20 protein-coding genes and 1 pseudogene are annotated in these 22,086 nt (G+C 40.7%); 1 reads left to right on the top strand and 20 read right to left on the bottom strand.

All coding sequences use genetic code 11. The features are described from left to right. Positions 1 to 68 precede the first annotated feature (68 nt). Complete coding sequence (gene secA, locus AB6M99_RS02110; protein WP_369351049.1) at positions 69 to 2,594, bottom strand: preprotein translocase subunit SecA; 2,526 nt, start codon at positions 2,592 to 2,594, stop codon at positions 69 to 71. A gap of 125 nt (positions 2,595 to 2,719) precedes the next feature. Between secA and AB6M99_RS02105 the strand changes: the two genes are divergently transcribed. Beyond that, positions 2,720 to 3,880, top strand: coding sequence for an ISAs1 family transposase (locus AB6M99_RS02105; protein ID WP_121836465.1), 1,161 nt, complete (start codon positions 2,720 to 2,722; stop codon positions 3,878 to 3,880). A gap of 644 nt (positions 3,881 to 4,524) precedes the next feature. Here AB6M99_RS02105 and AB6M99_RS02100 read toward each other — a convergent pair. The 19 genes and pseudogenes from AB6M99_RS02100 to AB6M99_RS02010 form a co-directional block, all read right to left on the bottom strand. Next, complete coding sequence (locus tag AB6M99_RS02100; RefSeq protein ID WP_369351048.1) at positions 4,525 to 4,719, bottom strand: Paratox; 195 nt, start codon at positions 4,717 to 4,719, stop codon at positions 4,525 to 4,527. A 147-nt stretch (positions 4,720 to 4,866) separates the two neighbouring features. Continuing rightward, complete coding sequence (locus AB6M99_RS02095) at positions 4,867 to 5,382, bottom strand: hypothetical protein (RefSeq protein WP_369350535.1); 516 nt, start codon at positions 5,380 to 5,382, stop codon at positions 4,867 to 4,869. Positions 5,383 to 5,667: 285 nt separating this feature from the next. Continuing rightward, positions 5,668 to 6,405 (bottom strand): annotated as a pseudogene (locus tag AB6M99_RS02090) (CHAP domain-containing protein); the annotation flags it as partial. 130 nt (positions 6,406 to 6,535) lie between these two features. Then, positions 6,536 to 6,739 carry a phage holin gene (locus AB6M99_RS02085; protein ID WP_369351047.1) on the bottom strand — a complete coding sequence of 68 codons (204 nt, stop codon included), beginning with the start codon at positions 6,737 to 6,739 and terminating at the stop codon, positions 6,536 to 6,538. Between the two features lies 1 nt (position 6,740). Beyond that, positions 6,741 to 7,163, bottom strand: coding sequence for a hypothetical protein (locus AB6M99_RS02080; protein WP_369351046.1), 423 nt, complete (start codon positions 7,161 to 7,163; stop codon positions 6,741 to 6,743). 13 nt (positions 7,164 to 7,176) lie between these two features. Further along, entirely contained in the window at positions 7,177 to 7,539 is a 363-nt protein-coding gene (locus AB6M99_RS02075) for a hypothetical protein (protein WP_369351045.1), read from the bottom strand. 2 nt (positions 7,540 to 7,541) lie between these two features. Further along, positions 7,542 to 7,727 (bottom strand): hypothetical protein, encoded by a 186-nt coding sequence (locus tag AB6M99_RS02070; protein ID WP_369351044.1) that lies wholly within the window; start codon positions 7,725 to 7,727, stop codon positions 7,542 to 7,544. Between the two features lie 9 nt (positions 7,728 to 7,736). After that, positions 7,737 to 15,134 carry a phage tail spike protein gene (locus tag AB6M99_RS02065; RefSeq protein ID WP_369351043.1) on the bottom strand — a complete coding sequence of 2,466 codons (7,398 nt, stop codon included), beginning with the start codon at positions 15,132 to 15,134 and terminating at the stop codon, positions 7,737 to 7,739. Continuing rightward, positions 15,131 to 15,817: a phage tail protein gene (locus AB6M99_RS02060; RefSeq protein WP_369351189.1), complete on the bottom strand. Its 687-nt coding sequence runs from the start codon at positions 15,815 to 15,817 to the stop codon at positions 15,131 to 15,133. Before AB6M99_RS02060 ends, AB6M99_RS02065 begins: the two co-directional genes overlap by 4 nt. A gap of 9 nt (positions 15,818 to 15,826) precedes the next feature. Next, the gene (locus tag AB6M99_RS02055) at positions 15,827 to 18,415 is read right to left on the bottom strand and encodes a phage tail protein (RefSeq protein WP_369351042.1); all 2,589 of its coding nucleotides are present in this window, start codon (positions 18,413 to 18,415) and stop codon (positions 15,827 to 15,829) included. Continuing rightward, on the bottom strand, positions 18,405 to 18,791 hold the full coding sequence (locus tag AB6M99_RS02050) for a DUF5361 domain-containing protein (RefSeq protein WP_369351041.1): 387 nt from the start codon (positions 18,789 to 18,791) through the stop codon (positions 18,405 to 18,407). Before AB6M99_RS02050 ends, AB6M99_RS02055 begins: the two co-directional genes overlap by 11 nt. Before the next feature lie 14 nt (positions 18,792 to 18,805). After that, positions 18,806 to 19,066, bottom strand: a complete 261-nt coding sequence (locus AB6M99_RS02045; RefSeq protein WP_369351040.1) for a hypothetical protein — start codon at positions 19,064 to 19,066, stop codon at positions 18,806 to 18,808. Continuing rightward, a complete protein-coding gene (locus AB6M99_RS02040) occupies positions 19,066 to 19,629 on the bottom strand; it encodes a phage tail protein (RefSeq protein ID WP_369351039.1) in 564 nt (187 codons plus the stop codon). Before AB6M99_RS02040 ends, AB6M99_RS02045 begins: the two co-directional genes overlap by 1 nt. Positions 19,630 to 19,638: 9 nt before the next feature. After that, a complete protein-coding gene (locus AB6M99_RS02035; protein WP_369351038.1) occupies positions 19,639 to 19,974 on the bottom strand; it encodes a hypothetical protein in 336 nt (111 codons plus the stop codon). After that, positions 19,971 to 20,210: a hypothetical protein gene (locus AB6M99_RS02030; RefSeq protein ID WP_162012500.1), complete on the bottom strand. Its 240-nt coding sequence runs from the start codon at positions 20,208 to 20,210 to the stop codon at positions 19,971 to 19,973. Before AB6M99_RS02030 ends, AB6M99_RS02035 begins: the two co-directional genes overlap by 4 nt. Further along, positions 20,203 to 20,541, bottom strand: coding sequence for a hypothetical protein (locus tag AB6M99_RS02025; protein WP_369351037.1), 339 nt, complete (start codon positions 20,539 to 20,541; stop codon positions 20,203 to 20,205). Before AB6M99_RS02025 ends, AB6M99_RS02030 begins: the two co-directional genes overlap by 8 nt. Then, entirely contained in the window at positions 20,528 to 20,926 is a 399-nt protein-coding gene (locus AB6M99_RS02020; RefSeq protein WP_369351036.1) for a phage Gp19/Gp15/Gp42 family protein, read from the bottom strand. Before AB6M99_RS02020 ends, AB6M99_RS02025 begins: the two co-directional genes overlap by 14 nt. A 48-nt stretch (positions 20,927 to 20,974) precedes the next feature. Then, positions 20,975 to 21,190, bottom strand: coding sequence for a hypothetical protein (locus AB6M99_RS02015; protein ID WP_369351035.1), 216 nt, complete (start codon positions 21,188 to 21,190; stop codon positions 20,975 to 20,977). A 1-nt stretch (position 21,191) separates the two neighbouring features. Further along, on the bottom strand, positions 21,192 to 22,085 hold the full coding sequence (locus AB6M99_RS02010) for a phage major capsid protein (RefSeq protein ID WP_369351034.1): 894 nt from the start codon (positions 22,083 to 22,085) through the stop codon (positions 21,192 to 21,194). Position 22,086 lies beyond the last annotated feature (1 nt).

Genomic DNA, 22,086 nt, shown 5'->3' with positions numbered 1-22,086 from the left:
ACCACGAAAAAGAGAAAGAAAAAAGGCTGAAATCACAAGGATTTCACGCCTTTTTACATTATCCATCATTAACGCATGTGACAGTTCTTGTATTTTTTACCTGAACCACATGGGCACTTATCGTTGCGGTCAAGATTAGAAAAATCAAGAGTTGCTTCTTCTTCAATAGCACCTGGTGTCTGAGCGGCAATATTAGCTGTCGCAGATGTGTGTGAAGCTGCTGGAGCTTCTTCGCGTCTTTGCTCATGGATTTGTGCCTTCATCATGGTACGAGTGACATCAAACTCAATTGAACCAATCATATCTTGGAACATCTTGAAACCTTCAGATTGGTACTCAACAACAGGGTTATTCTGAGCATAACCACGCAAGCCAACAGCGCTACGCAATTGATCCAAGGCATTCATATGCTCAGTCCAGTGATTATCAACCACCATCAAAATCAACACTTTTTGGAACTCTTTGACAGCTTCTTCATCACGGAGCTTACTGATTTGACTATCATAATGTGCCATTGCTTTGTCAAATAGCAGAGCTTTGATGTCAGCATCTTTTTTACCTTCTAAGTCAGATAAAGTAATCTCTTCTTCTGGTAAAAGGCTCATCTGTGCAAAATTAAGGATTGCCTCCAAAGCTTCTTGACGATTATTAACACGCGCATGGGCGTCTACCGTACGATTAATCGTGCGTTTTATCATCGCCTTGATTTCAGGACCAAGGTCACGCTCTGCAGTGATAACATCATAACGTTCAGCATAGATAATTTCACGCTGCTCACGCATGACATCATCATATTGAAGGACCTGCTTACGTGTGTCATAGTTATTTCCTTCAACACGTTTTTGAGCTGATTCAACTTGACGAGTCAACATCTTAGATTCAATAACCGTATCATCTTCATCTAGACGCATTTTCTCAAAGAGAGCTTTAATACGATCAGAACCAAAACGGCGCATCAAATCGTCTTCAAATGAGAGGTAAAATTGAGATTCACCTGGATCACCTTGACGTCCAGAACGTCCACGAAGCTGATTATCAATACGACGGCTTTCATGGCGCTCCGTACCAATCACACAAAGACCACCAAGTTCACGAACACCTTCACCTAACTTGATATCCGTACCACGACCAGCCATGTTTGTCGCAATTGTAACGGCACCACGCTGACCTGCATTCATGATAATTTGAGCCTCTTTAGCATGGTTTTTCGCATTCAAAACTTCATGCGGTACACCAGCTTCAACCAAAAGCTTAGAAATTAAATCTGACGTTTCAACCGCAACAGTACCAACAAGCACTGGTTGCCCCTTTTCATGACGATGTTTAACATCCTCAACAACAGCTTTAAATTTTGCACGGAGAGTAGGGGAAAGTAAGTCTGAGTTGTCAATACGTTGAATAGGACGATTCGTTGGAATTGGAATAACGCGCATGTTATAAACTTCACGGAATTCCTCTTCCTCAGTCTTAGCCGTACCAGTCATACCAGCCAATTTCTTGTACATACGGAAGAAGTTTTGATATGTAATACTTGCGCTTGTCTTAGACTCATCTTGAATTGGCACATGCTCCTTAGCCTCAATCGCCTGGTGAAGACCATCTGAGAAACGACGCCCTTCCATCGTACGACCTGTAAATTGGTCTACAATTAAGATTTCTTGATTTGGACTAACCACATAATCAATATCTAACGTCATGATATAGTTAGCACGCAAAGCATTATCAATAAAGTGTGTCAAAGCAACATTTTCCAAATCATAAAGGTTATCGAGTTTGAAATAGCTTTCAACCTTATCAATACCTGCATCTGATAGACCAATTGTTTTTGTTGGTACATCAATAATGTAATCTTCCTCTGTTAACCCTTTAACACAGTGATCAGCTAAATCATATAACTTGCTAATCTCATTACTTTGAGCACCTGAGATAATCAATGGCGTACGTGCTTCATCAATAAGAACTGAGTCTACCTCATCGACCAAGGCATAATTCAACGGACGTTGTACCATAGCCTCTTTACGAGTAACCATATTATCACGTAAATAGTCAAATCCAACCTCTGAGTTGGTAGTATAAGTAATATCACAGTTATACGCTTCGCGTTTTTCTGCTGAAGATTTAGCTGCTAAGTTAATACCAACAGAAAGACCGAGCCAACTATAAAGTTCACCCATCTCTGTCGCATCACGTTCAGAAAGGTATTCATTGACGGTAACAACGTGAACTCCCTCACCTGATAAAGCATTAAGGTAAACAGGCATCGTTGCTGTCAAGGTTTTACCTTCACCAGTACGCATTTCAGGAACATCACCATGATGAAGAACAATTCCCCCCATGATTTGGACATGGTATGGGAATAGCCCCAAAACACGTTTTGCCCCTTCACGAACAACTGCGTAAGCTTCTGGTAACAAATCATCTAGTGTTTCACCAGCTTGGTAACGCGCTTTAAATTCAGGAGTCTTAGCTTGAAGCTCCTCATCTGAGAGAGCCGCCATTGCTGCTTCGTAGCTCTCAACTTTTTTTGCTAATTTATCTAATTTTCGTAATTCACCCTTATCATTTTCGATAAGTGTACGTAACATATTTGCCATTCTGTTTCCTTTCGAAAGACTTATCATGTCATTTTACCATGAATTAGCAATTTATTCAAGAATCCAAGCGAATGAGCACGACAAACGCATGAAGAAAATATGGCTTACAGAAAAGACTTTCATGGATGAATTCAAAATCCTTCGCTATAATAAAAGTGGAGGATTTTGTTATGGAAGACCTTTTAAATTTCTTGATTACTGTTAGAGACGACCGTTCCCCATGGAAAATTAAACACTTATTGTCAGATATCGTTCTTCTCATCTTCTTTGCTCGCTTATCAGGCGCAGAACACTGGGATGAGATAGAGGAGTTTGGTATTGCCTATGAGAAATCCTTACGCACCGTTCTCAAATTAGAAAATGGCATTCCCTCTCATGACACTCTACAACGTGTTTTTGCGACCTTAGATTCACAAGTTCTTGTAGAACTCACACAGATATGGACTTCTCTTCTTGAAGCGTGTGACTCATCATCTAAAACCTTACCACAACTTTCAAAACGTTTAGTAGCCATTGACGGGAAGACTATCCGTGGTAATGGCAGTCAAACTCAAAAAGCCCTACATATTGTCTCAGCCTATGCGACAGATTTAGGGATTTCGTATGGCCAGGTAGCGACTGATGAAAAAAGCAATGAGATTACAGCGATTCCACGATTATTAGACATGATTTCAGTAAAAGGGTGCATGATTAGTATTGACGCCATGGGCACACAAAAGGCTATTGCGGATAAGATTATCATGAAGAAAGCAGATTATTGTCTAGCAGTCAAAGAGAATCAAAAGAGCCTTCTAGAAGATATTCGTCCCTATTTTGAACTCTCTCAGAATTTTGACGATAGCTATGAAACGCTTGAGAAAGCGCACGGTCAGATTGAATTGAGACAGTATGAAGTCATTACTGATACAGAGTGGATACGTCAAGAGCATCCTGATTGGGGACATATCCAAAGCATTGGACGGGCGCGTATTCAGATAACAAAGAATGGTCAAGAGAGCGAAGAAACCCGCTACTTTATTTTAAGTTGTCAGGTTAGCGCTAAAGAGTTGTGTGACTATGTGAGAGGTCATTGGCAAATAGAGAGTATGCACTGGCTACTAGATGTTGTTTTTCGTGAAGATGCCAATAAGACTTTGAATAAACAACTCGCATTTAATTTAAATGTCATGGATAAATTCTGTTTAGCGGTATTAAAACAGTTAGATTTTGGAAAGAAGATGAGTCTGCGTCGTAAGAAATATGCCCTAAGTCTGTCCTTTGACAAGTATTTAAAACAATTGCTTTAGGGCAAAAAACTTTCAACACTTGCAAAATGGAAATAGAAGATTTCATGCGTTTGTCGTGGCGAATGAGAGTAAAAAAATAAGGCCAGGGAGACTTCCGAAACCTCACACAATTTTATTTTCTCTATTTAATGCAACAGATGATTCAAAACCGTCCAGTAAGGACTGTTCATCCCATTGGACCTTAATTAGCAGCCATCTATCAATAGCAACTAGAAAAATGAGCTTGTCTCATAAAAACATATCCTAAGTGTAGCAATAAACCAACTACTTCAACCTTCAATTTTGACGTATAAAAAGTAGCTCCCAACCTTATCACTAGATTCAAGGAATAAGCTCATTAAATTGAAAAATTAAAACAAAAAAATGACCTAAAGGTCAAAGATATTTTCAATAAAATTTGAAATCCGTTGGCAAATGGTGGGCAAACACCCTCAAAACCTTGATAAATCAAGGGGATATAAGGAGAGGAGGGGATAAAATGCCTTTTTTTCTCTCCCTTTGTATTTCCGATATGTTGATATTAACAAGTTTTCATTACAAAAACAACAATAAAACACATAAACCCAAAACAAGTTGACGGGTGTTTGACGGGTATTTATAGACCCTCATATTAAATAGAATATTAAAAAAAGCCCTCTGGAAAATCAGAGGTCTTCTTGTTGTCTTAATTCGTCCAATATGTCTACTACGCTCTCAGAGATTACCACCTCCCAAGGTCTCACTAACTCTCCTGGCAGGACAAAATCAAAGAGCTTACCCTCTTTTCTTACCACATTGACCTTGTCCCCTGTGATATAGCCGTCATCTACTGCTTGTTTCAATTCGTCATAATGTAGCATGTTTTTACCTCCTACTTAACTATTCGTAAAAGATTTGTCTTTTCTCAATCTTCCCTTATTTTTTTCTCAGAGCAAGCAAAAAAGCCCCCAGCAAATGCTGAGGCTAATTCTATGTGACTCGCTCGATTGAGAATAGGGTAAATTCTATCAAACAATCATATCTGATATAGTTATTCGAGACAACCGTTTTGTATAATTTTTAAATGTTGAAAATTTAAACCTCATTGGATCGTTCAATTTGTTACTATCAGCATTTTTGACGGCTTTATTGTAATCAGTTATAGCTTTTATTAATTTATTGATTATAACAATTTCATTATCTTGAATTTTAATAGCATCGTCTTTTTGACGGAGACGAAAAGGTTTATTAATTAAATATTTTGGGTTTTCAACAATTAAGGTTTTTCCTATATCTAGACCTTCAACAAATCCCTTTTTACTTGATGCTCTTAACTTATATTTGAGTTGATATTTATTTGGCATATAACTTCTAAAAGGTATAGCAAAATGAATGCCTTTGATAGTTACCAAAAGCACAGCAAACCCACGACCTTTGTTCATGAGCTTCTTTGTTTGAAAGTTATAATCCAATGCTTGTTCAATATCATAATCCTTACATAAAGTTAGGTCGATTTGCTGAATTTTTAACCTTTTACTTTTCACTAACAACTCCTACAAAAAAGTCCTGCGAGGGGCAGGACAGCATTTCCAATGGGATACTTCTGTTAACGAGCGCGTCCCTCCGCCCCCTCATTGCCAAACGGCTGGGAATTTAACGACAAGCAATGTCGGAACATAGAAAGGAGGTATTTTTTTACCGTTCTTGTTCGTTATTATTATTTCACACTTATATCCGACTTGTCAAGAAGTTAGCTAACTTTTTTAGCGAAAAAACCCCCAGCAAATGCTGAGGGTTGGTGTCTTATTGAAAGGGTGTCCTTTCTTATTTTATTCGATTGTTCCCCAAAGACTGATACGATTGCCTGCCTCGTCTGTCTGACCAATCGCCATATAATTACGATTACCAGAGCCTCCGATGTACGAAATCCAGCGGTAGCCATTGGCAGAGCCTTTGCTGTCGTATGTGACAGACATACCAGGTTCGTACGCTGCCACAATCTCACCATTTAAGCTTGGCGCACGACGGACATTAATAGGCGCTTCTCCGACCGTAAAAGTTCCATCTTCTGGGATTAGTTCAATTTCATCGCTTGTTGGAGTCAGAGCGATGTCCGGCTGGGTATTGTCCGAATATGGTGGATAAAACCAACCAACGATACCAGAGAAATCACGGGTATTAAAGCGGGCTGGGCCTCCTACCTCTAAAGCATTCCAATTACCGTCAATATTCTGCTCGACAGTTTGCATAGTGTAACCGTCACTATCAGCAATTACCACACCTGTGTGACCATAGTTTACGCCGTCATAAGCTACTGCATTCATGACAAAAATTGCCCCAGCTCGTGGGTTAGCATCTGTCGGCATATAATGCACTTCAAAGCCTGCCGCTGTTGCGCTGGCCATTAAATCAATTGCATTACCCCACAAATCTACGCCAAACCAGTTTTTTGCGATAAAGCATGGCAAATCTGCGCACTGGGTACCATACATGCCATCTTTATCAACTCCCATTCCAGAGTTGGCAAGATTAATTGTATATTGTACGATTTCATTTGCTGTTGTCATCTTTCTTCTCCTCTAAGATTATTTCAATAAATGGATCAAGCATGATTGCAATGAATCCAAACGGTATTACTAACGGAATAAGAAACAGCATTAAGATAAATTTACTCACTGCTCTCATGCTTACCTCCTGCTACTTGTTTTCTGCTTGATAATTTTTGCTTGAAATACCAAGTACGGTACCAGCAAACGTTGCAAAAAGTGCAATTGTTCCTGTGATAGCTGTTGTATCAACTTTATACAATGCACCTAGCCCTGTGATTAGTGTTATTCCAGCTGGTACCACAACTGTAACTACTTTTTTAGCCACATCATACTGTCCGTTTGTTAGTTTCATGTTATTCCTCCATCTGTAATTGTTCGTACTTCTCCATGAGCTTATCAATGTATCCGTTACCGCCAAGAGCTTTGTAATTTTTGTGCATTCGACCGATGAGCTTATACTCTTCAGCTGATGTATTCCCTCGTTCTAAGGCGTGTTTGATGTCTCGCTCAAGTCTGAGATACATCGTTGATAGATGAGCTTCGTCGTGCAAGTCTAGCTTAGACTGCACATTTTTTAGAGCTTCGTTATTGCTATCTGCTGTTGCATTAAGCTGATTGATACTCTCACGTTGCTCGTCTAATCCAGATTTGATTTCGTTGAACTGACTCTTACTGAGGTTATTTGAGCGAGAAGCCATATAGCCAAAGGCACCTGTGGCGATAACACCAATGGTAGGAGCAAGCGCCCCTACCATGTCTAAAACTTGTTGTGGCATTATCTACCTCGCATTACTCTTGTACTTTTACGGTTGGATCAGTCCAATCTGGATTTCCATTTTCGTCAAACTTCATGATGTAAAATTCCTCGTTAAAGAGGCCTGCCACGTTGATAGTAGTCGTTGTACCGCCCCAAGGATTAAATGCCCAAACAGTTTCAACTTCCACCAGTTGACGTTTACCTTTAACAACTGCTGGACGTTTCTGCACATCACGATACATGTAAAAGTCATTGTTGGCGTTTTTGCAGCGGATAAACTCGCCATTTTCTTTCATATATTGCAAAGCCGTTGCTAAGTCAAAAGGTTCAGTGATTTCTTTGAGGTCTAGTAGAGTTTCTTCAGTTGTTCCGATTTGTTTGATTTCTTTTGTCATGATTATTCTCCTTTTTCTGTTTCAGTTGGTTGTGTTTGTTGGTCAAGCAGAGCTTCCAACTCTGCGGCTTTCTGAGCAAGCTCTTGATTGACTTGCTGTTGTTGCGCTAGTTGCGCTGTTAACGTCGCTTTATCCAAGCTTAATTGCGCTATCTCAAGCGCTAAGTTTGATTTAATTTGTTCGTCCATAGTGTCTCCTTAATCAAAAAAGCCTACTCCAGAAACATCATCAGTAAAGTGAGTTTCTCTGCCGAATGCTCCTGCTCTGTGCAGTTTATTCATGTTGTGGATAAGTTTGTCAAGTATCCCTAAAAGGTTATAATCTCTCGTCATAGCAGCTGCTTGGAATACCATTTTTTTGGAGTTTTTTGCGTGTTTAAAATAGATATAATCTCCATAAATCTCGACATAATCTGACATGTCATTATCTCGATTAGCAACTATACCAGCAAATCTAGCAGTATCAATTGTTTGCGATGCATTTCCAGACGTCGCACCTACTATTACATTGACACCGCCACCTGTAGAGTCTTCGATTTTTAAAAATCCAGTATTTGCACCTCTTGTACGATGAATTGTATTATAAACAGAATTAAAAGCGATAGACGCATTTGCTTTGAAAGTTATATTAGCTTCATTAAGATTGATTTGCATCGCTTCGTTTTTAGCAGTAATCACTTTACCTTTCATCCAATCGATCATCGCAGTCTCAATTTTTGCTTTAATAAAGTTTGCGTCTAAACCGACAATCTTGCTTGCGTTAAGATTGATAACATTGACTCTGCTTGCATCAAGCGTACCTGCTGTAATCTTAGCAGCATCTAAGCTAGCAATCTTAGCAGAGGTGATAACACCGTCTTGTATGTACGTCGTACCAGTGATTTGCACTAGTTTACCGTCAATCTTGACTGAGCCATCTTTATTGAGATTTAGCTGATTAAGCACAGTACCAGCGCTAGTCAGATTTTTAACCGCCCAAGAGCCTGCAAGTTGGCTCATTTGGGTTTCCGCCGCTAACTGCATGGCAGACGTGCTGTCCACAAAACTAGTCGGTGGCACGTCGCCTCTTACGATAGATATTTGACCAATAGCTACTGTCCCGTTTTTACGTATCCAAACGTGCAAGCCATAGTCGTCTGTCGTTGTGGTTGTTTTAGAGACAGTAACAGTACCAGTAAATATTTGCGATGACCCTGTTTGGGTCAACCTGATAGGAAAAACTGCAATCTTATCAGTACCGTTTTTTATCTCAATTCCCACGATGTCGTCTGGTAAAACGTCCACCCAAAGATTAACTCGATAACTTAATTTTTCGCCTGCTGTAAAGCTTTGGGTGTGTAGCGGTACCTGGAATCCTTTCCATTTTGGCGAAGACAAACCTGTCTGCGTAATACGCAAGAGTTTATAACTGCTTGTACCTGTTAGTGCAAGAGTTGAATTAGATGTTCTAGCTTTATATTTCGAAAAATTTGTCGGGTCGTAAACTAAATTTTGACCGTCTGACAGACTTGATACACGACTTACAAGGCCTTTGGCCGTCTCAATCGCTTGATAAATGTCACCACCAGCCACAATCGACCGCTCAAACTTACTAGCCGACTGAATAGCCTGTGAAATCGCACTCCCATCACCAATCACACGCTTGTGAGCATCTACGGTGTCTTTGACTGTGTTAAAAGCAGTGACTACCGATAGCTCTTTTACCGATGGGCTCCAAGGTTGCTCAAGACGACCCTCAAGTAATTGATAACCTGCAACGCTAAAACCTCCGACGTCACTAGCCAGAATCGCAAATCTCGCTCTGATTTTGCCTGAGCGCGTTGGTACAAAATGCAATGTAAACCGTTTAAAATCAGTACCAACATCATCAATATGGTGGTTACGACGAGTTGTACTTGTGATATCGTCACCACCAAAATTATAGAGGTAAAAGTAAACAGTCCCTGTTGTCTCTTTGGCGACATACGCGCTAAAAATGTACTCTTTACCAGCCTCGACTTGCCAGGTTAACGTCGGTGATGCTTTGTTACCACTTTGCCAAGTCAACACATCCGCTCCTGCGACAGTACGACCGTCTAGTCGCCAATTGCCATCAATCCAAAAGTGAGACCCGCTAAAATCCTTTGTCCCGTCTACGAGATTGACGCTTGTTGACGTTGGTATCAGTGCTTTTGTCTCGGTGATAGAGCGCTCAAAACTGCCTGCTGTCTCTGTGACCTTATTTTCAAGCACTGTTGAGGTCACATAAGGCTGTAACGCTGATGATGTGATATAGCCACGGCCTGTGATGTTGCTATCAACCTGAGCTTTAGTCTGATAGCCCTTTCCAGTAATGGCCTGTTCAACCTGTGTACTGGTCAAGCGCTTGTTAATTTCACTGGCATTTTGCTCAATCAGTGTTTGTTGGCTTGTAACTCTACCGCTCAAACTGTCATACTCAGTCTGTGAGACCTTACTAGACACATCACCAATCAACTGTCTAATCTCAGTCTCGGCTTTTGTGATTTTACCTTGAGCCTGTGTCAGCTGTGTTGATAATTGCTCTTGACCTTGAGCGGTTTGGGTGATAGTCGTCTTGACTGATTCAATTTCGGACATTGTATCTTCAGGTGCTGGTGACCAGTCGGTTGGTAGCGTGCTGATCTCCAGCTTAGGTCGTCCAGCTTTAGCATTACCACCGATTTGGATATACATATTAGCGATGTAATCGTTGAAATCAGCTTGGTGTTTAAATGCCTGGTAGATTCTCTTTTTAGGAGTGTCTCCAAGTTTGGTCTCCCAGACCTCTAACCACGATCTGTCGTTAGTGTCTCCACGGCGGGCTGAAAGACTAATGCCCCATCGATTACGATCTGAGCTAGTGATGTTAGTTCCCTCAACTTCAATGCTGACGACAAACGATTTGCCTTTGACGTGCTCGGCAAAATCTGGATGGATTTTCACATTGTGATAGCCAGATGTTATCTCAATGTCTGAGTTTAAAAAGTAGTTCCTCCCACCAATCTCTGTCGGTATTAATGCCTTGGTCTCGGTAATTTGCCTCTCGAAACTGCCTGATGTCTCTCTAACGAGATTTTGCATTGTCGTAGTCGTCGCATAAGGTTGCAAGGCGCTATTAGTAATGTAGCCACGGCCTGTGATGTTGCTATCAACCTGAGCTTTAGTCTGATAGCCCTTTCCAGTAATGGCCTGTTCAACCTGTGTACTGGTCAAGCGCTTGTTAATTTCACTGGCATTTTGCTCAATCAGTGTTTGTTGTCTTGTAACTCTACCGCTCAAACTGTCATACTCAGTCTGTGAGACCTTACTAGACACATCACCAATCAACTGTCTAATCTCAGTCTCGGCTTTTGTGATTTTACCTTGAGCCTGTGTCAGCTGTGTTGATAATTGCTCTTGACCTTGAGCGGTTTGGGTGATAGTCGTCTTGACTGATTCAATTTCGGACATTGTATCTTCAGGTGCTGGTGACCAGTCGGTTGGTAGCGTGCTGATCTCCAGCTTAGGTCGTCCAGCTTTAGCATTACCACCGATTTGGATATACATATTAGCGATGTAATCGTTGAAATCAGCTTGGTGTTTAAATGCCTGGTAGATTCTCTTTTTAGGAGTGTCTCCAAGTTTGGTCTCCCAGACCTCTAACCACGATCTGTCGTTAGTGTCTCCACGGCGGGCTGAAAGACTAATGCCCCATCGATTACGATCTGAGCTAGTGATGTTAGTTCCCTCAACTTCAATGCTGACGACAAACGATTTGCCTTTGACGTGCTCGGCAAAATCTGGATGGATTTTCACATTGTGATAGCCAGATGTTATCTCAATGTCTGAGTTTAAAAAGTAGTTCCTCCCACCAATCTCTGTCGGTATTAATGCCTTGGTCTCGGTAATTTGCCTCTCGAAACTGCCTGATGTCTCTCTAACGAGATTTTGCATTGTCGTAGTCGTCGCATAAGGTTGCAAGGCGCTATTAGTAATGTAGCCACGGCCTGTGATGTTGCTATCAACCTGAGCTTTAGTCTGATAGCCCTTTCCAGTAATGGCCTGTTCAACCTGTGTACTGGTCAAGCGCTTGTTAATTTCACTGGCATTTTGCTCAATCAGTGTTTGTTGTCTTGTAACTCTACCGCTCAAACTGTCATACTCAGTCTGTGAGACCTTACTAGACACATCACCAATCAACTGTCTAATCTCAGTCTCGGCTTTTGTGATTTTACCTTGAGCCTGTGTCAGCTGTGTTGATAATTGCTCTTGACCTTGAGCGGTTTGGGTGATAGTCGTCTTGACTGATTCAATTTCGGACATTGTATCTTCAGGTGCTGGTGACCAGTCGGTTGGTAGCGTGCTGATCTCCAGCTTAGGTCGTCCAGCTTTAGCATTACCACCGATTTGGATATACATATTAGCGATGTAATCGTTGAAATCAGCTTGGTGTTTAAATGCCTGGTAGATTCTCTTTTTAGGAGTGTCTCCAAGTTTGGTCTCCCAGACCTCTAACCACGATCTGTCGTTAGTGTCTCCACGGCGGGCTGAAAGACTAATGCCCCATCGATTACGATCTGAGCTAGTGATGTTAGTTCCCTCAACTTCAATGCTGACGACAAACGATTTGCCTTTGACGTGCTCGGCAAAATCTGGATGGATTTTCACATTGTGATAGCCAGATGTTATCTCAATGTCTGAGTTTAAAAAGTAGTTCCTCCCACCAATCTCTGTCGGTATTAATGCCTTGGTCTCGGTAATTTGCCTCTCGAAACTGCCTGATGTCTCTCTAACGAGATTTTGCATTGTCGTAGTCGTCGCATAAGGTTGCAAGGCGCTATTAGTAATGTAGCCACGGCCTGTGATGTTGCTATCAACCTGAGCTTTAGTCTGATAGCCCTTTCCAGTAATGGCCTGTTCAACCTGTGTACTGGTCAAGCGCTTGTTAATTTCACTGGCATTTTGCTCAATCAGTGTTTGTTGGCTTGTAACTCTACCGCTCAAACTGTCATACTCAGTCTGTGAGACCTTACTAGACACATCACCAATCAACTGTCTAATCTCAGTCTCGGCTTTTGTGATTTTACCTTGAGCCTGTGTCAGCTGTGTTGATAATTGCTCTTGACCTTGAGCGGTTTGGGTGATGAGCGTCTTAGCATTTATCAGTTCGTCCTGTAGCTCTTCTGGCGCTACGCTGTGCGCTGTGGCAATCTCTCCTATTTCCAGCTTTAATTTATCAATATACAAGATACTGTTTGTCGTGAAATTGTATCCATAAACATAAAAAAGGACACTTTTGCCAAAGTCGCATGTAAATTTATCAAATGGTACTTTAACATTAACACGTTGCCATTTGTTAAACGAGTCTACAATTAGATTAAATTGCCCTGCGTGGAATTTTCTTGTTCCTGATTTGTCATAGTAGTATAATCCACCGAAGATTTTTGTGCCTGCACCAGTTGCAAAAACATCGACCGAAAACATAAAATTATCAGTCGTTTGAGGTATTCGACTAGTTATATTCTGAGAAAAACCTTTCCAATTTCGTTGGCCATTACTTTCATTGAAAACTCCTACAGATTGTCGCTCTGCTCCATCTCCAACATAAGCATGATAGCTTGTTGCAGGATTAGAGATACCACCATTGTATGTATTCCAGTTTTTTGCGCTTTTATCGTAAGCCTGACCGCCAACAACAAACGCAGTAGTTGTTGCTGTCTGCTCAAACGAGCTATTAAGCAATAAGTTAACTCCACCAAATTCCTTTGGTATTAAGCCTTTTGTCTCGCTAATCTCAGTCGTGATACGATTACCTAACTGAGTAATTGAGCTTTCAGCAGTCGTCAAGCGTTGTTTTGCTTGGTCAAAATCACTTGTTTTGACACGACTTGCAATTTCCCCTGCTTGGACTTGTAGGCTAGCCTCTGCCGACGAGACACGGCCTGTCAGAGCGTCTACAGTGTCCCTTGTAGCTAGTAGCTTGATGTTTTCCTTTGTCTGCGTAAGCTCTGTTGATACCCCATCAATCTGACCTGCTAAGAGACTTTTGGTCAACTCGATTAACCTGTTAGCCTCTGCCACTGCTTGACTTTTAGCTGTGGCCAGTTTACCTTCTGTCGCCTGTCTCTCAGCTATATCTAAGCGTTTCGCCTCTGCTATTGCTTGACTTTTAGCTGTGGCCAGTTTACCTTCTGTCGCCTGTCTCTCAGCTATATCTAAGCGTTTCGCCTCTGCTATTGCCTCAGACTTGTACTGCAAAGCTTTAGTCAAGGCATTAGCTGCGTCCGATTTAGCTTGCGTGCCAATTTGTTGCGCTTGCTGAGCTAGCGTCTTTGCGTCTGTCGCTTGCGCACGGATGTCAGAGACTTGTTGCTCTTGTACTGCTTTGTTAGCTTGATACTCGCGTTCAAAAGTGTCAAATTCTTGCGAGATGCCTTGACGGATTGTGTCCGCATAAACCTCAGCATCAGCTTTGGCCTTCTCGATGTTGTCATCAATCTGCTGCTTGTGCTTGTCAAACTCTGCGTCAAAATGACGATTAGCGTTCTCGATTTCGGTTTGAAGTTTCAGTTCGATATTGTCTAGAATCTTATCGTTAAGATTGCTAACAGCGCTGTTTATAGCGTTATTTATTGCTCCTCCAAAACTTTGATTTACTTTCCCAAAACCTATTGATTTTAATCGTTTGGCCATGGGGGTAAAACAGTATTTTGATATTTTCAAACGCATATCCACGTTAAATCGTTCGTGATAAACAGAAACGACATCGAATATCTTAACAGGGACATCGCTCTGCCCCTTAACATCTAATGTGATGCTATCTTCAACAACATCACATAATGTTCTAGAAAAATATTGTCTACCATATTCAGCTAAGCTTTCCTGATCAGTAACATCCTGGTCATTTACCTCAATATTTCCTTCGTAAATTTGGCTATATTGATTGATAAGAGGACTATCTACTGTTACAGCAAAAACTTTATCCTCTTCACTTTCTGATGTTGCTTTTACCACCTTTTTGAAATGGATTCGTGTTCTTAACGACTTAAGACTTCCTGACTCTTCATATCCACTCAAATTCTTTTTATACATAAAGAGAGACTCATTTTCTGAGCCTCCATTTTTTAATAATTTGATTTGATACTTATCACGAACTAAATCGCCACCCCATTGACCAACAATCGAATGCTTATCTTTGGTCAAGGCATCCATCACAGATATATCAGACATATTGAACGTATGGCGATCCATGATGTCACTAAAAAAGCTAAACGGGTGATTTGTACGCTTAATGCTTCCTGCTAAACTAGACATTACAGTTTGTCCAGCAACACGAGATACCGAAATGGTATCAATCGAATAGTAGTTTAGTAGAGTTGCCACTTGGTTGGCATAAATCTGTATATAACCATGTTTCTTTTTAGTTTCTATGATGATAAATTCTTGCTCTCCATGCAAATCATCTGCCAAAAGAAATGTTTCTTTTTTGAGTAGCTCCCACTTATTATCAATTACAGGGAATTTAAAGGAGAGTTGATAGGTACTGTTAGCTTCTTGGATAATCTCATCATCAAAAGCTAAATTAAGAGGGAGGTTCCCCTCTTTTAAGTAAATCACACTTTATACCTCCAATTTCCATTAATGATTACCTTTGACACATTTCCTGTCACAGAAACACCACTAGTCCCTACAGGGATTTCAAAAAACGGACCACGCTTGCGAATGGTATTTTTAATTGCACCGCTTTTGTCATAGATATTTTGTTTTTTATGACGACAATCAATAGTTGCCTTTGTATCAAGTGTTAATTCCATCAGCTGTTCCCCAATTGTCAAAGTGACAAGACCATTCCCTTCGACAACAATAACAGGTTCTGAGTATACTGTCCCTATATTTTTGATGGTACTGCTTTGTGTCAAAATAATTGGATCAGCTTTAACATAGCGAAAAGGATGCATCATAACCGTAATATCTACCGTCCATCTATGAGCACCCCTAGGCTTATAGCTAGATGATTCCAAATCACAATAAAAATGGCTTCCTGGTAAATAGCCAAATTCGACAACATTATCAAAAGCATTAAATTTTTCAATCAGCGCCATAGCTTCGCTGAGATGTTTTACTACAAATACAAATTTCCTAGAATATCCGTTATAAGCACCGTCTGGCACTTTTAAAATACCGTTTGCACCATAAACAGTGACAGACTCAGCAGTTCGTGTTTCCGCAGCTTTAGCTTCGCCAAAATCAATAACATGGCTTCCAGCAAAATGAGAAGTATTAAAACCATTGATAATCATATAATGCAATTAAATTCCCTCCCTTGCCATAATATCAGCTTGACGCATGTAGGAATCCTGAGCCATTTTTTCGCCGTCTAAGTATACTGCTAATTCTTTATCAACTAGCATAGTCATTAACCTTTCCAAATTTGCTAAGCGATCAATCAATGATGTTTTTGATTGTCCGTCTAATTGTCCTAAAGAACCACTAGCAAAACTTATGGTTTTCGAGACATCAACAGATTGGTTAGCAGCAAAATCAGAAGTAAAAGACTGCCCATCAAATACCGTAGCGAGCTCACCAGCCATTCCTCCCACTGTGGACTTAACTTCTTTAAATCCTTCCACTAATGCAAGGTTAAAACCACCCATGATAGCACGACCAGCAGGCTTTAAAAGTACCTTATCGTAGGAAATAGGACCTTTGTTTTGAGCAATCCAGCCAGCAATTCCACCTACAAAATCAGTAACAGCACCCCAAGCAGATTTTAATCCTCCAAGAAAGCCATTCATAATCGCAGCACCAGCACCAGAAATATCAATATTAGCAAGTCCTTTAATAACACCGGTGATATTAGAAATCACACTTTTAACAGAACCACCAACGCTAGACACAAGGCTACTAAAGCTACTAAAAGCAGATTTTATCCCAGATATCGCACCATTTATAATACCTTTAGCCACATTAATGGCATCTTGAATTCCCATCCATGCAAGTGAAAAAACATTTTTCAACACACCCGCAGCATTACCAGCACCAGAAAATGCTAATTTAATCCAATCAATGACAGTTCCAATAATGTTACCAGCAGTTTGAATTGCCGATTGAATATTAGTCCATGCTGATTTGATAAAAGCACTCAAACCTTGTCCAGCAGTGCCTAAATTGCCAAACATACCGATAGCCTGACCTACCCACTGAGCAATCACTTGCAATACAGGAGATACAAAATTCAATGCTTGTACTAAAAAATCAATGACAGGAGTCAGAAATTCAACAGCAACTTTCAGGGCATCAAACGCAAAAGAAATACCATCAAGTGCCCCTTTGACTATCCCACCTAAAAATGAAGCTAAAATCTCAAAAACAGGCATTAACGCCTCACTCAAAATTGAAATTAACGGCTGACAAGCGTTCCACAAATTAACAAACGAATTAACAAGATTGTCAATTGCAGGTCCAGCTATAGACATAAAAATCTCAAAACCAGATTGTAGCGCAGGCAAAATTGCAGAAATTAAAGATTGAAATCCACTGAAATCAAGCCTAGCTAATCCACCAACAATGGTCTCTATGACAGGGCTAATCGCTCCAATAATTGAAGAGAAGAAACCAGGAACTTGTCCAAATAATGTCTGTACAGTAGACCAAACACCCTCAAAGCCAGTTCGAATTGTATTTGCAAAATTGACAATTGTTGTTGCAGTACCTTCATCGACCCCAATTTGAGCCATAAAATCAATATTATCTTTCGCACTCAACGACCCAAAAATCATGTCATAGAACGACGTAATGACCGACCCAATTTGACCGGATAAAGACACAATCTTTGAAGCTGTTTCTTTACTAAAGCCAACCTTTTCGAGCATATCGATATTGTCTTTCGCGCTCAAGGAGCCAAAAGTCATGTCGTAAAATGTCAAGATGATTTCATTTAGCTTATTTAACTCACCCATGACCTTCCCAGATACTTCTCCGCCAAAGACTCTACCTAAACCGTCTCCAAGAATAGTCCCAAGCATTGTCGGCAAACCCTTGAAGATATTACCAACCATGGGAAAGAAATTTCCAAATAAGAAATTAGAGGTCGTCGTTGCCAAGGCTTGTAATTGTGGCGTGATATTCTCGCCCAGAGATAAGCCTGCAAGCGTATTAGCCCAACTTGCCTTCATTGCAGCAAGCGAACCCGTGTAGGTATTCTCAGCCTCTGCAGCTGCTACACCTGTCAATCCCATGCTTTCTTGGACAAGGTGGATAGCCTCTACCACATCCGCATAGTTGCTGATGTCAAATTTACGCCCCATCGCAGACGGCAAACCTTCAGCAGTCGTCAGCAAACGTTCCATTTCAGCCTTTGTGCCACCAAAACCAAGCTTAAGGTTATCTAGCATGGCATAGTTTCCACGGGCTAAACTTTGATAGGTCTGTTGGATGACACCGATATCTGTACCCATTTTAGCCGCATTGTCCGTCATATCCATGATAGCCACGTTTGCCATGTTGATAGCCTTGGTCGAATCACCACCAAGAGCTTGTTTCAGGCTAGCCCCCATAGATACAGCTTGCTCAGCGTAGGTGTTTGCGGATATCCCAGCCTTATACGCTTCCTTGGCAAACCTCTTAGCAGATTCTTGAGCGCCGTCATAGATAGTATCCAGACCACCAAAAGATTGTTGAAGGTCAGCGCCAGCTCCTAGAGCTGAACCGATAATTTTTCCAATCCCTGCTACTGCAAGTGCACCACTTAAAGCAGAGACGAGTGAGGCGCCAAGACTTGACCCAGCTGACCTACCTGCACTCTCAACTTCGCTACCCAATAATTTTGATATCGAACCGCTAATACCTTGTGCTGACGGCATAATCTGCACATAAGCTTTTCCTAGATCAGTCGCCATCAAAACCTCCTTTCTCTATTTGTTTTAGTAAGTCCAATCTAGCCTTTTCGAATTCCTCGCCGGATGCAAAAGAAAGTTCTTTTTTCTTTTCTACCCTTGGTAGTAATTGGCTAATCAGTGATTGCGGACGATTTACCCCCTTTTGACCATCTTTGGTTTTTGACCAAAGAAGTAAATTAGAGACATCATAAATACCTGCTAGCAATAGATTCTCAAAAGGTACCCCTTGACCTGACAAGGCAAGTTTTATCCTAGAGTCATTTTTCAGACCAAAAGCAAAAACAGCTACCTTTGATAGAGGTAACTGTCTATAATCGTAAATATGATAAGTTTCTGCCAAGTCACAAATCAAGGCATCCTCGTCAACAACAATCATTCCAGCGAGGCTAACTATTTTTTTAAATCTCCTTGGCTAGAAAAAATCTCCCGGAGCTCAGTCATTATCTTTTGAGTAGATACATGACCATCCTCAGCTCTAATATGCTCTTTAAAGTCTTCGACTTTGTCACCTAAAATTTTTTTTAACACTTTAGGCAACATCAATCCGTTAACCTCCAGCTCTGCCAAGGCTTCTACAAGCTCATAATCATCTTTGACAGTATCTTCAATTTCAAATTCAAATCCAGTAGATGTTTTTCCTTTAATTGCCATTATGCGACTCCTTGTGTTGCTTTTTTGATATATTCGTAGTGTGTATTCTGCTTCGTATCAGGATAGGCTTGGATAGTCACCTCATATCCTAATACTTCACCATCAACATACGTAATTTCTCCAACCTCTTTTACTTTTCCACGGGGGATGACAATGCGTTTCAAAGCATTTTTTAAAAGAGTTTCGATGACAATCGGATGTACTGGCAATTCCTTGCTATTCGATTCAATTTTGATACCAGTAGTAAGATCTCCTGTAACATTTTCTGGACCATAAACTTCTTTCAAAACATCGATATTTAACGCTTCAATCATTTTATATTTAAAAGTGTCAGATTTACTTGTCTGAGGAGAATCTACAACATCCCCTCCCCAAGCCAGCAAATCTTCCGATTCTCGCTTATCTTCGTTTGTTACCCCATCCTCTGAGATATACCCTAGATTTTTAAAAGCTTTATCAAGCTTAGTTGTTGCATCCTCGGGTAGTGCTGTCCCAGCAATAGCCGAACTAATCGCACCACCTACATTAGGTTTTGCCGATGAAACATATTCTGAGTTCGCCATAAATTCCTCCTAATAATAATAAATGTCATAAACCGCTTGATAACGGTATTGTTTAGTTTCTGTGTCTGTAAAGTTATAGTCACTATTTAATTGGACACTAACAATATTGTCTTGTTCAACCATATTAGCAACAACTGTTTTGACACGTTCGTTCAATCTTGCTGCCTCATACATTGATTCAGCATAGCTTTGTAGCGCTATAGTGGCTCGTTTAAGTCCTGTTTCGGAGCTTCCGCCCGTTTTATCAATTATAATAAAACGATTAGGGAGACCCGCACCATGTTCAAAAAAAGACGGCACTTCTAGGTGCTCATCCAAATATTTTTTGATAATCAATTCAATCATTTACTTAGTGCCTTTAAGAGTGTATTGTTTCTCAAGTTATCTTTCTTTGCTTGATACGTAGTAGCTCTGACCATCGCATTGGCACGAGTTTTACCGACGTAGATATCCTGTTCATATCCTTCACCAGCACGATTAGCTACTTTGCTAGCCTCTGCACGTAGAATAGACTGCATTTGTTCCGACTTCATCAGTTCTCTGACGCCAGCGCTATTCAGCTTAAATTTAACCTTACTCATAGCGCTCCACCATCACTTTTTTATTCCAGTCTAAAGGTATAAGCTCCTCTATACCTTCCAGCGGTATCCCTACCGTTCGCCAACGTTGGCCAAAAAAACGTACTTCTTTGTTGACCCAGTCATTAACATCACCTTTAGGGATTGCTAAGGTGTAGCTGACCTTTTTTCCAGTCAATGATAGTTGATTGGTAATATCTTCAGTAGACGCAGGAGCTACCAGCACATTATCCACGATAATATCAACATCTGTCGTTATAGATGCACCAAAAGGGTCTTTCCCGTTGACAGTTTCACCAATCAGTGTGACTGGGATTCCCTTAAGTCTCCCCATAGATATCAATCACTCCAATCCGTTGTTTCTTAGTCAATCCAAGACGCTTCAACTCATTATCCTTGATAAAAAGACCACCTCCGGGAACCAGGTAAGACCCACTAAACGAGTACCCTAGCGCCGATTCTGTCACCTGCGTCATCGGTTCATGGTCAGTTGATGTCATAAGAGTTCTTGCAACAATATCAACCGTTACGGATTTTACCACACTAGCATAAGGACTACTCCCCTCGACCATCAGGTCTAGATTTTTACCAACACGTTCTGCCTCAACTCTCAGCGTGTCTGAGACAACCTCAAGTAACTTTAAAGCTCGCTGACTTTCATTTGGCTTTAGAGGTCTCCAGAGTACTATCAAGTCATCAATCGTAGCAAAAGTTTTCATATCCAGCCTTTCCTAAAAAACAAGCGGTCCCGAAGAACCGCTAAGTCGTTACTCTTGTTTATGAGTTTCATAAAGTTCTAAAAGCTCAGGTTTCTTGGCCTTAGGATTAAACTCAACACCTAATTCAGTCAAAAGTGACTTCAATTCTTCTATAGTTGGTGTCTTATCCTCTTTCTTAGGTTCAACCAGCTCCCAGTCACCACCAGAAATAACCAAATCAGACTCAATAACAGCTTTTGTTTTTTTATTAATATATTCTGCCATATTAACCTGCCTTTACCACACGCACAAATGAACTTGCATCAAAAATAGCCCAACCAATGAAGGCTTCCACACGAAGATAGATTTGATTGCTTCCTGCCAAGTCAGTGCCAGAGTTATCTGGATCTCCGTATTCAATGATTTTCATGAAGGCTTCTTTAGCATAACCCCACTTAAACATTCCTTCAAAGTCACCAACAATAGCTGCGTTTTTATCGTTCTTCATTGTGGCTGATACTGTCTTGTTTTTATCTACAGGTAGACCATTAATTTCGTCAACTTTTCCGCCCCAAGCCAATTGAGGATACAAAGATCTGCCTTCGGCATTTTTGAGCTTAGACATAGCTGTAGTAAACATTGGATCAAGTGCAGCACCGGATACATCACGATCGGCACCATCAATCATATTAATAACAACACCCATTGTTCCATCTGGATCTTGCTCATCAAACTGCACTGTCTGTGTAACCTTTTTATCAAAGCAGTTATCTCCGATAATGTTGGAAGGCTCGCCAGTTCTAGGATTAATTCCGTGAAAGGCCATAAGGTCTAGCCCTTTAGCAGTTTTTTTAGCAAAGCCATCCACGAAATCACCCATGATTTCAATTTTACGTTCTTGAGATGCCATCATAAATTCATCTGATACTCGCGCACCATATTCAATTTTCAGTGGGATAATAGCGATAGGTTCAAGAGAGATTCCTCCGTGCCCTTTCTTGCCGTTCTCGGCAACAATGTCAATCTCATTATCCATTGAAAAAATAAATTCTTTTGAACCGGAAAATGGAATTGGTTTTTGAGTGCTTAACTTAGCAAGTGATGAATGTCCTTTAACATTGCTAATCACTTTATTTAATAAGATTGGATCAAATAATTTTCCTTGTGATAATACTGTCATT

Origin of the sequence: Streptococcus hillyeri (assembly GCF_041081565.1) — a bacterium.
GTDB lineage: Bacteria > Bacillota > Bacilli > Lactobacillales > Streptococcaceae > Streptococcus > Streptococcus hillyeri.
This window is presented reverse-complemented; position numbering and strand designations above follow the sequence as displayed.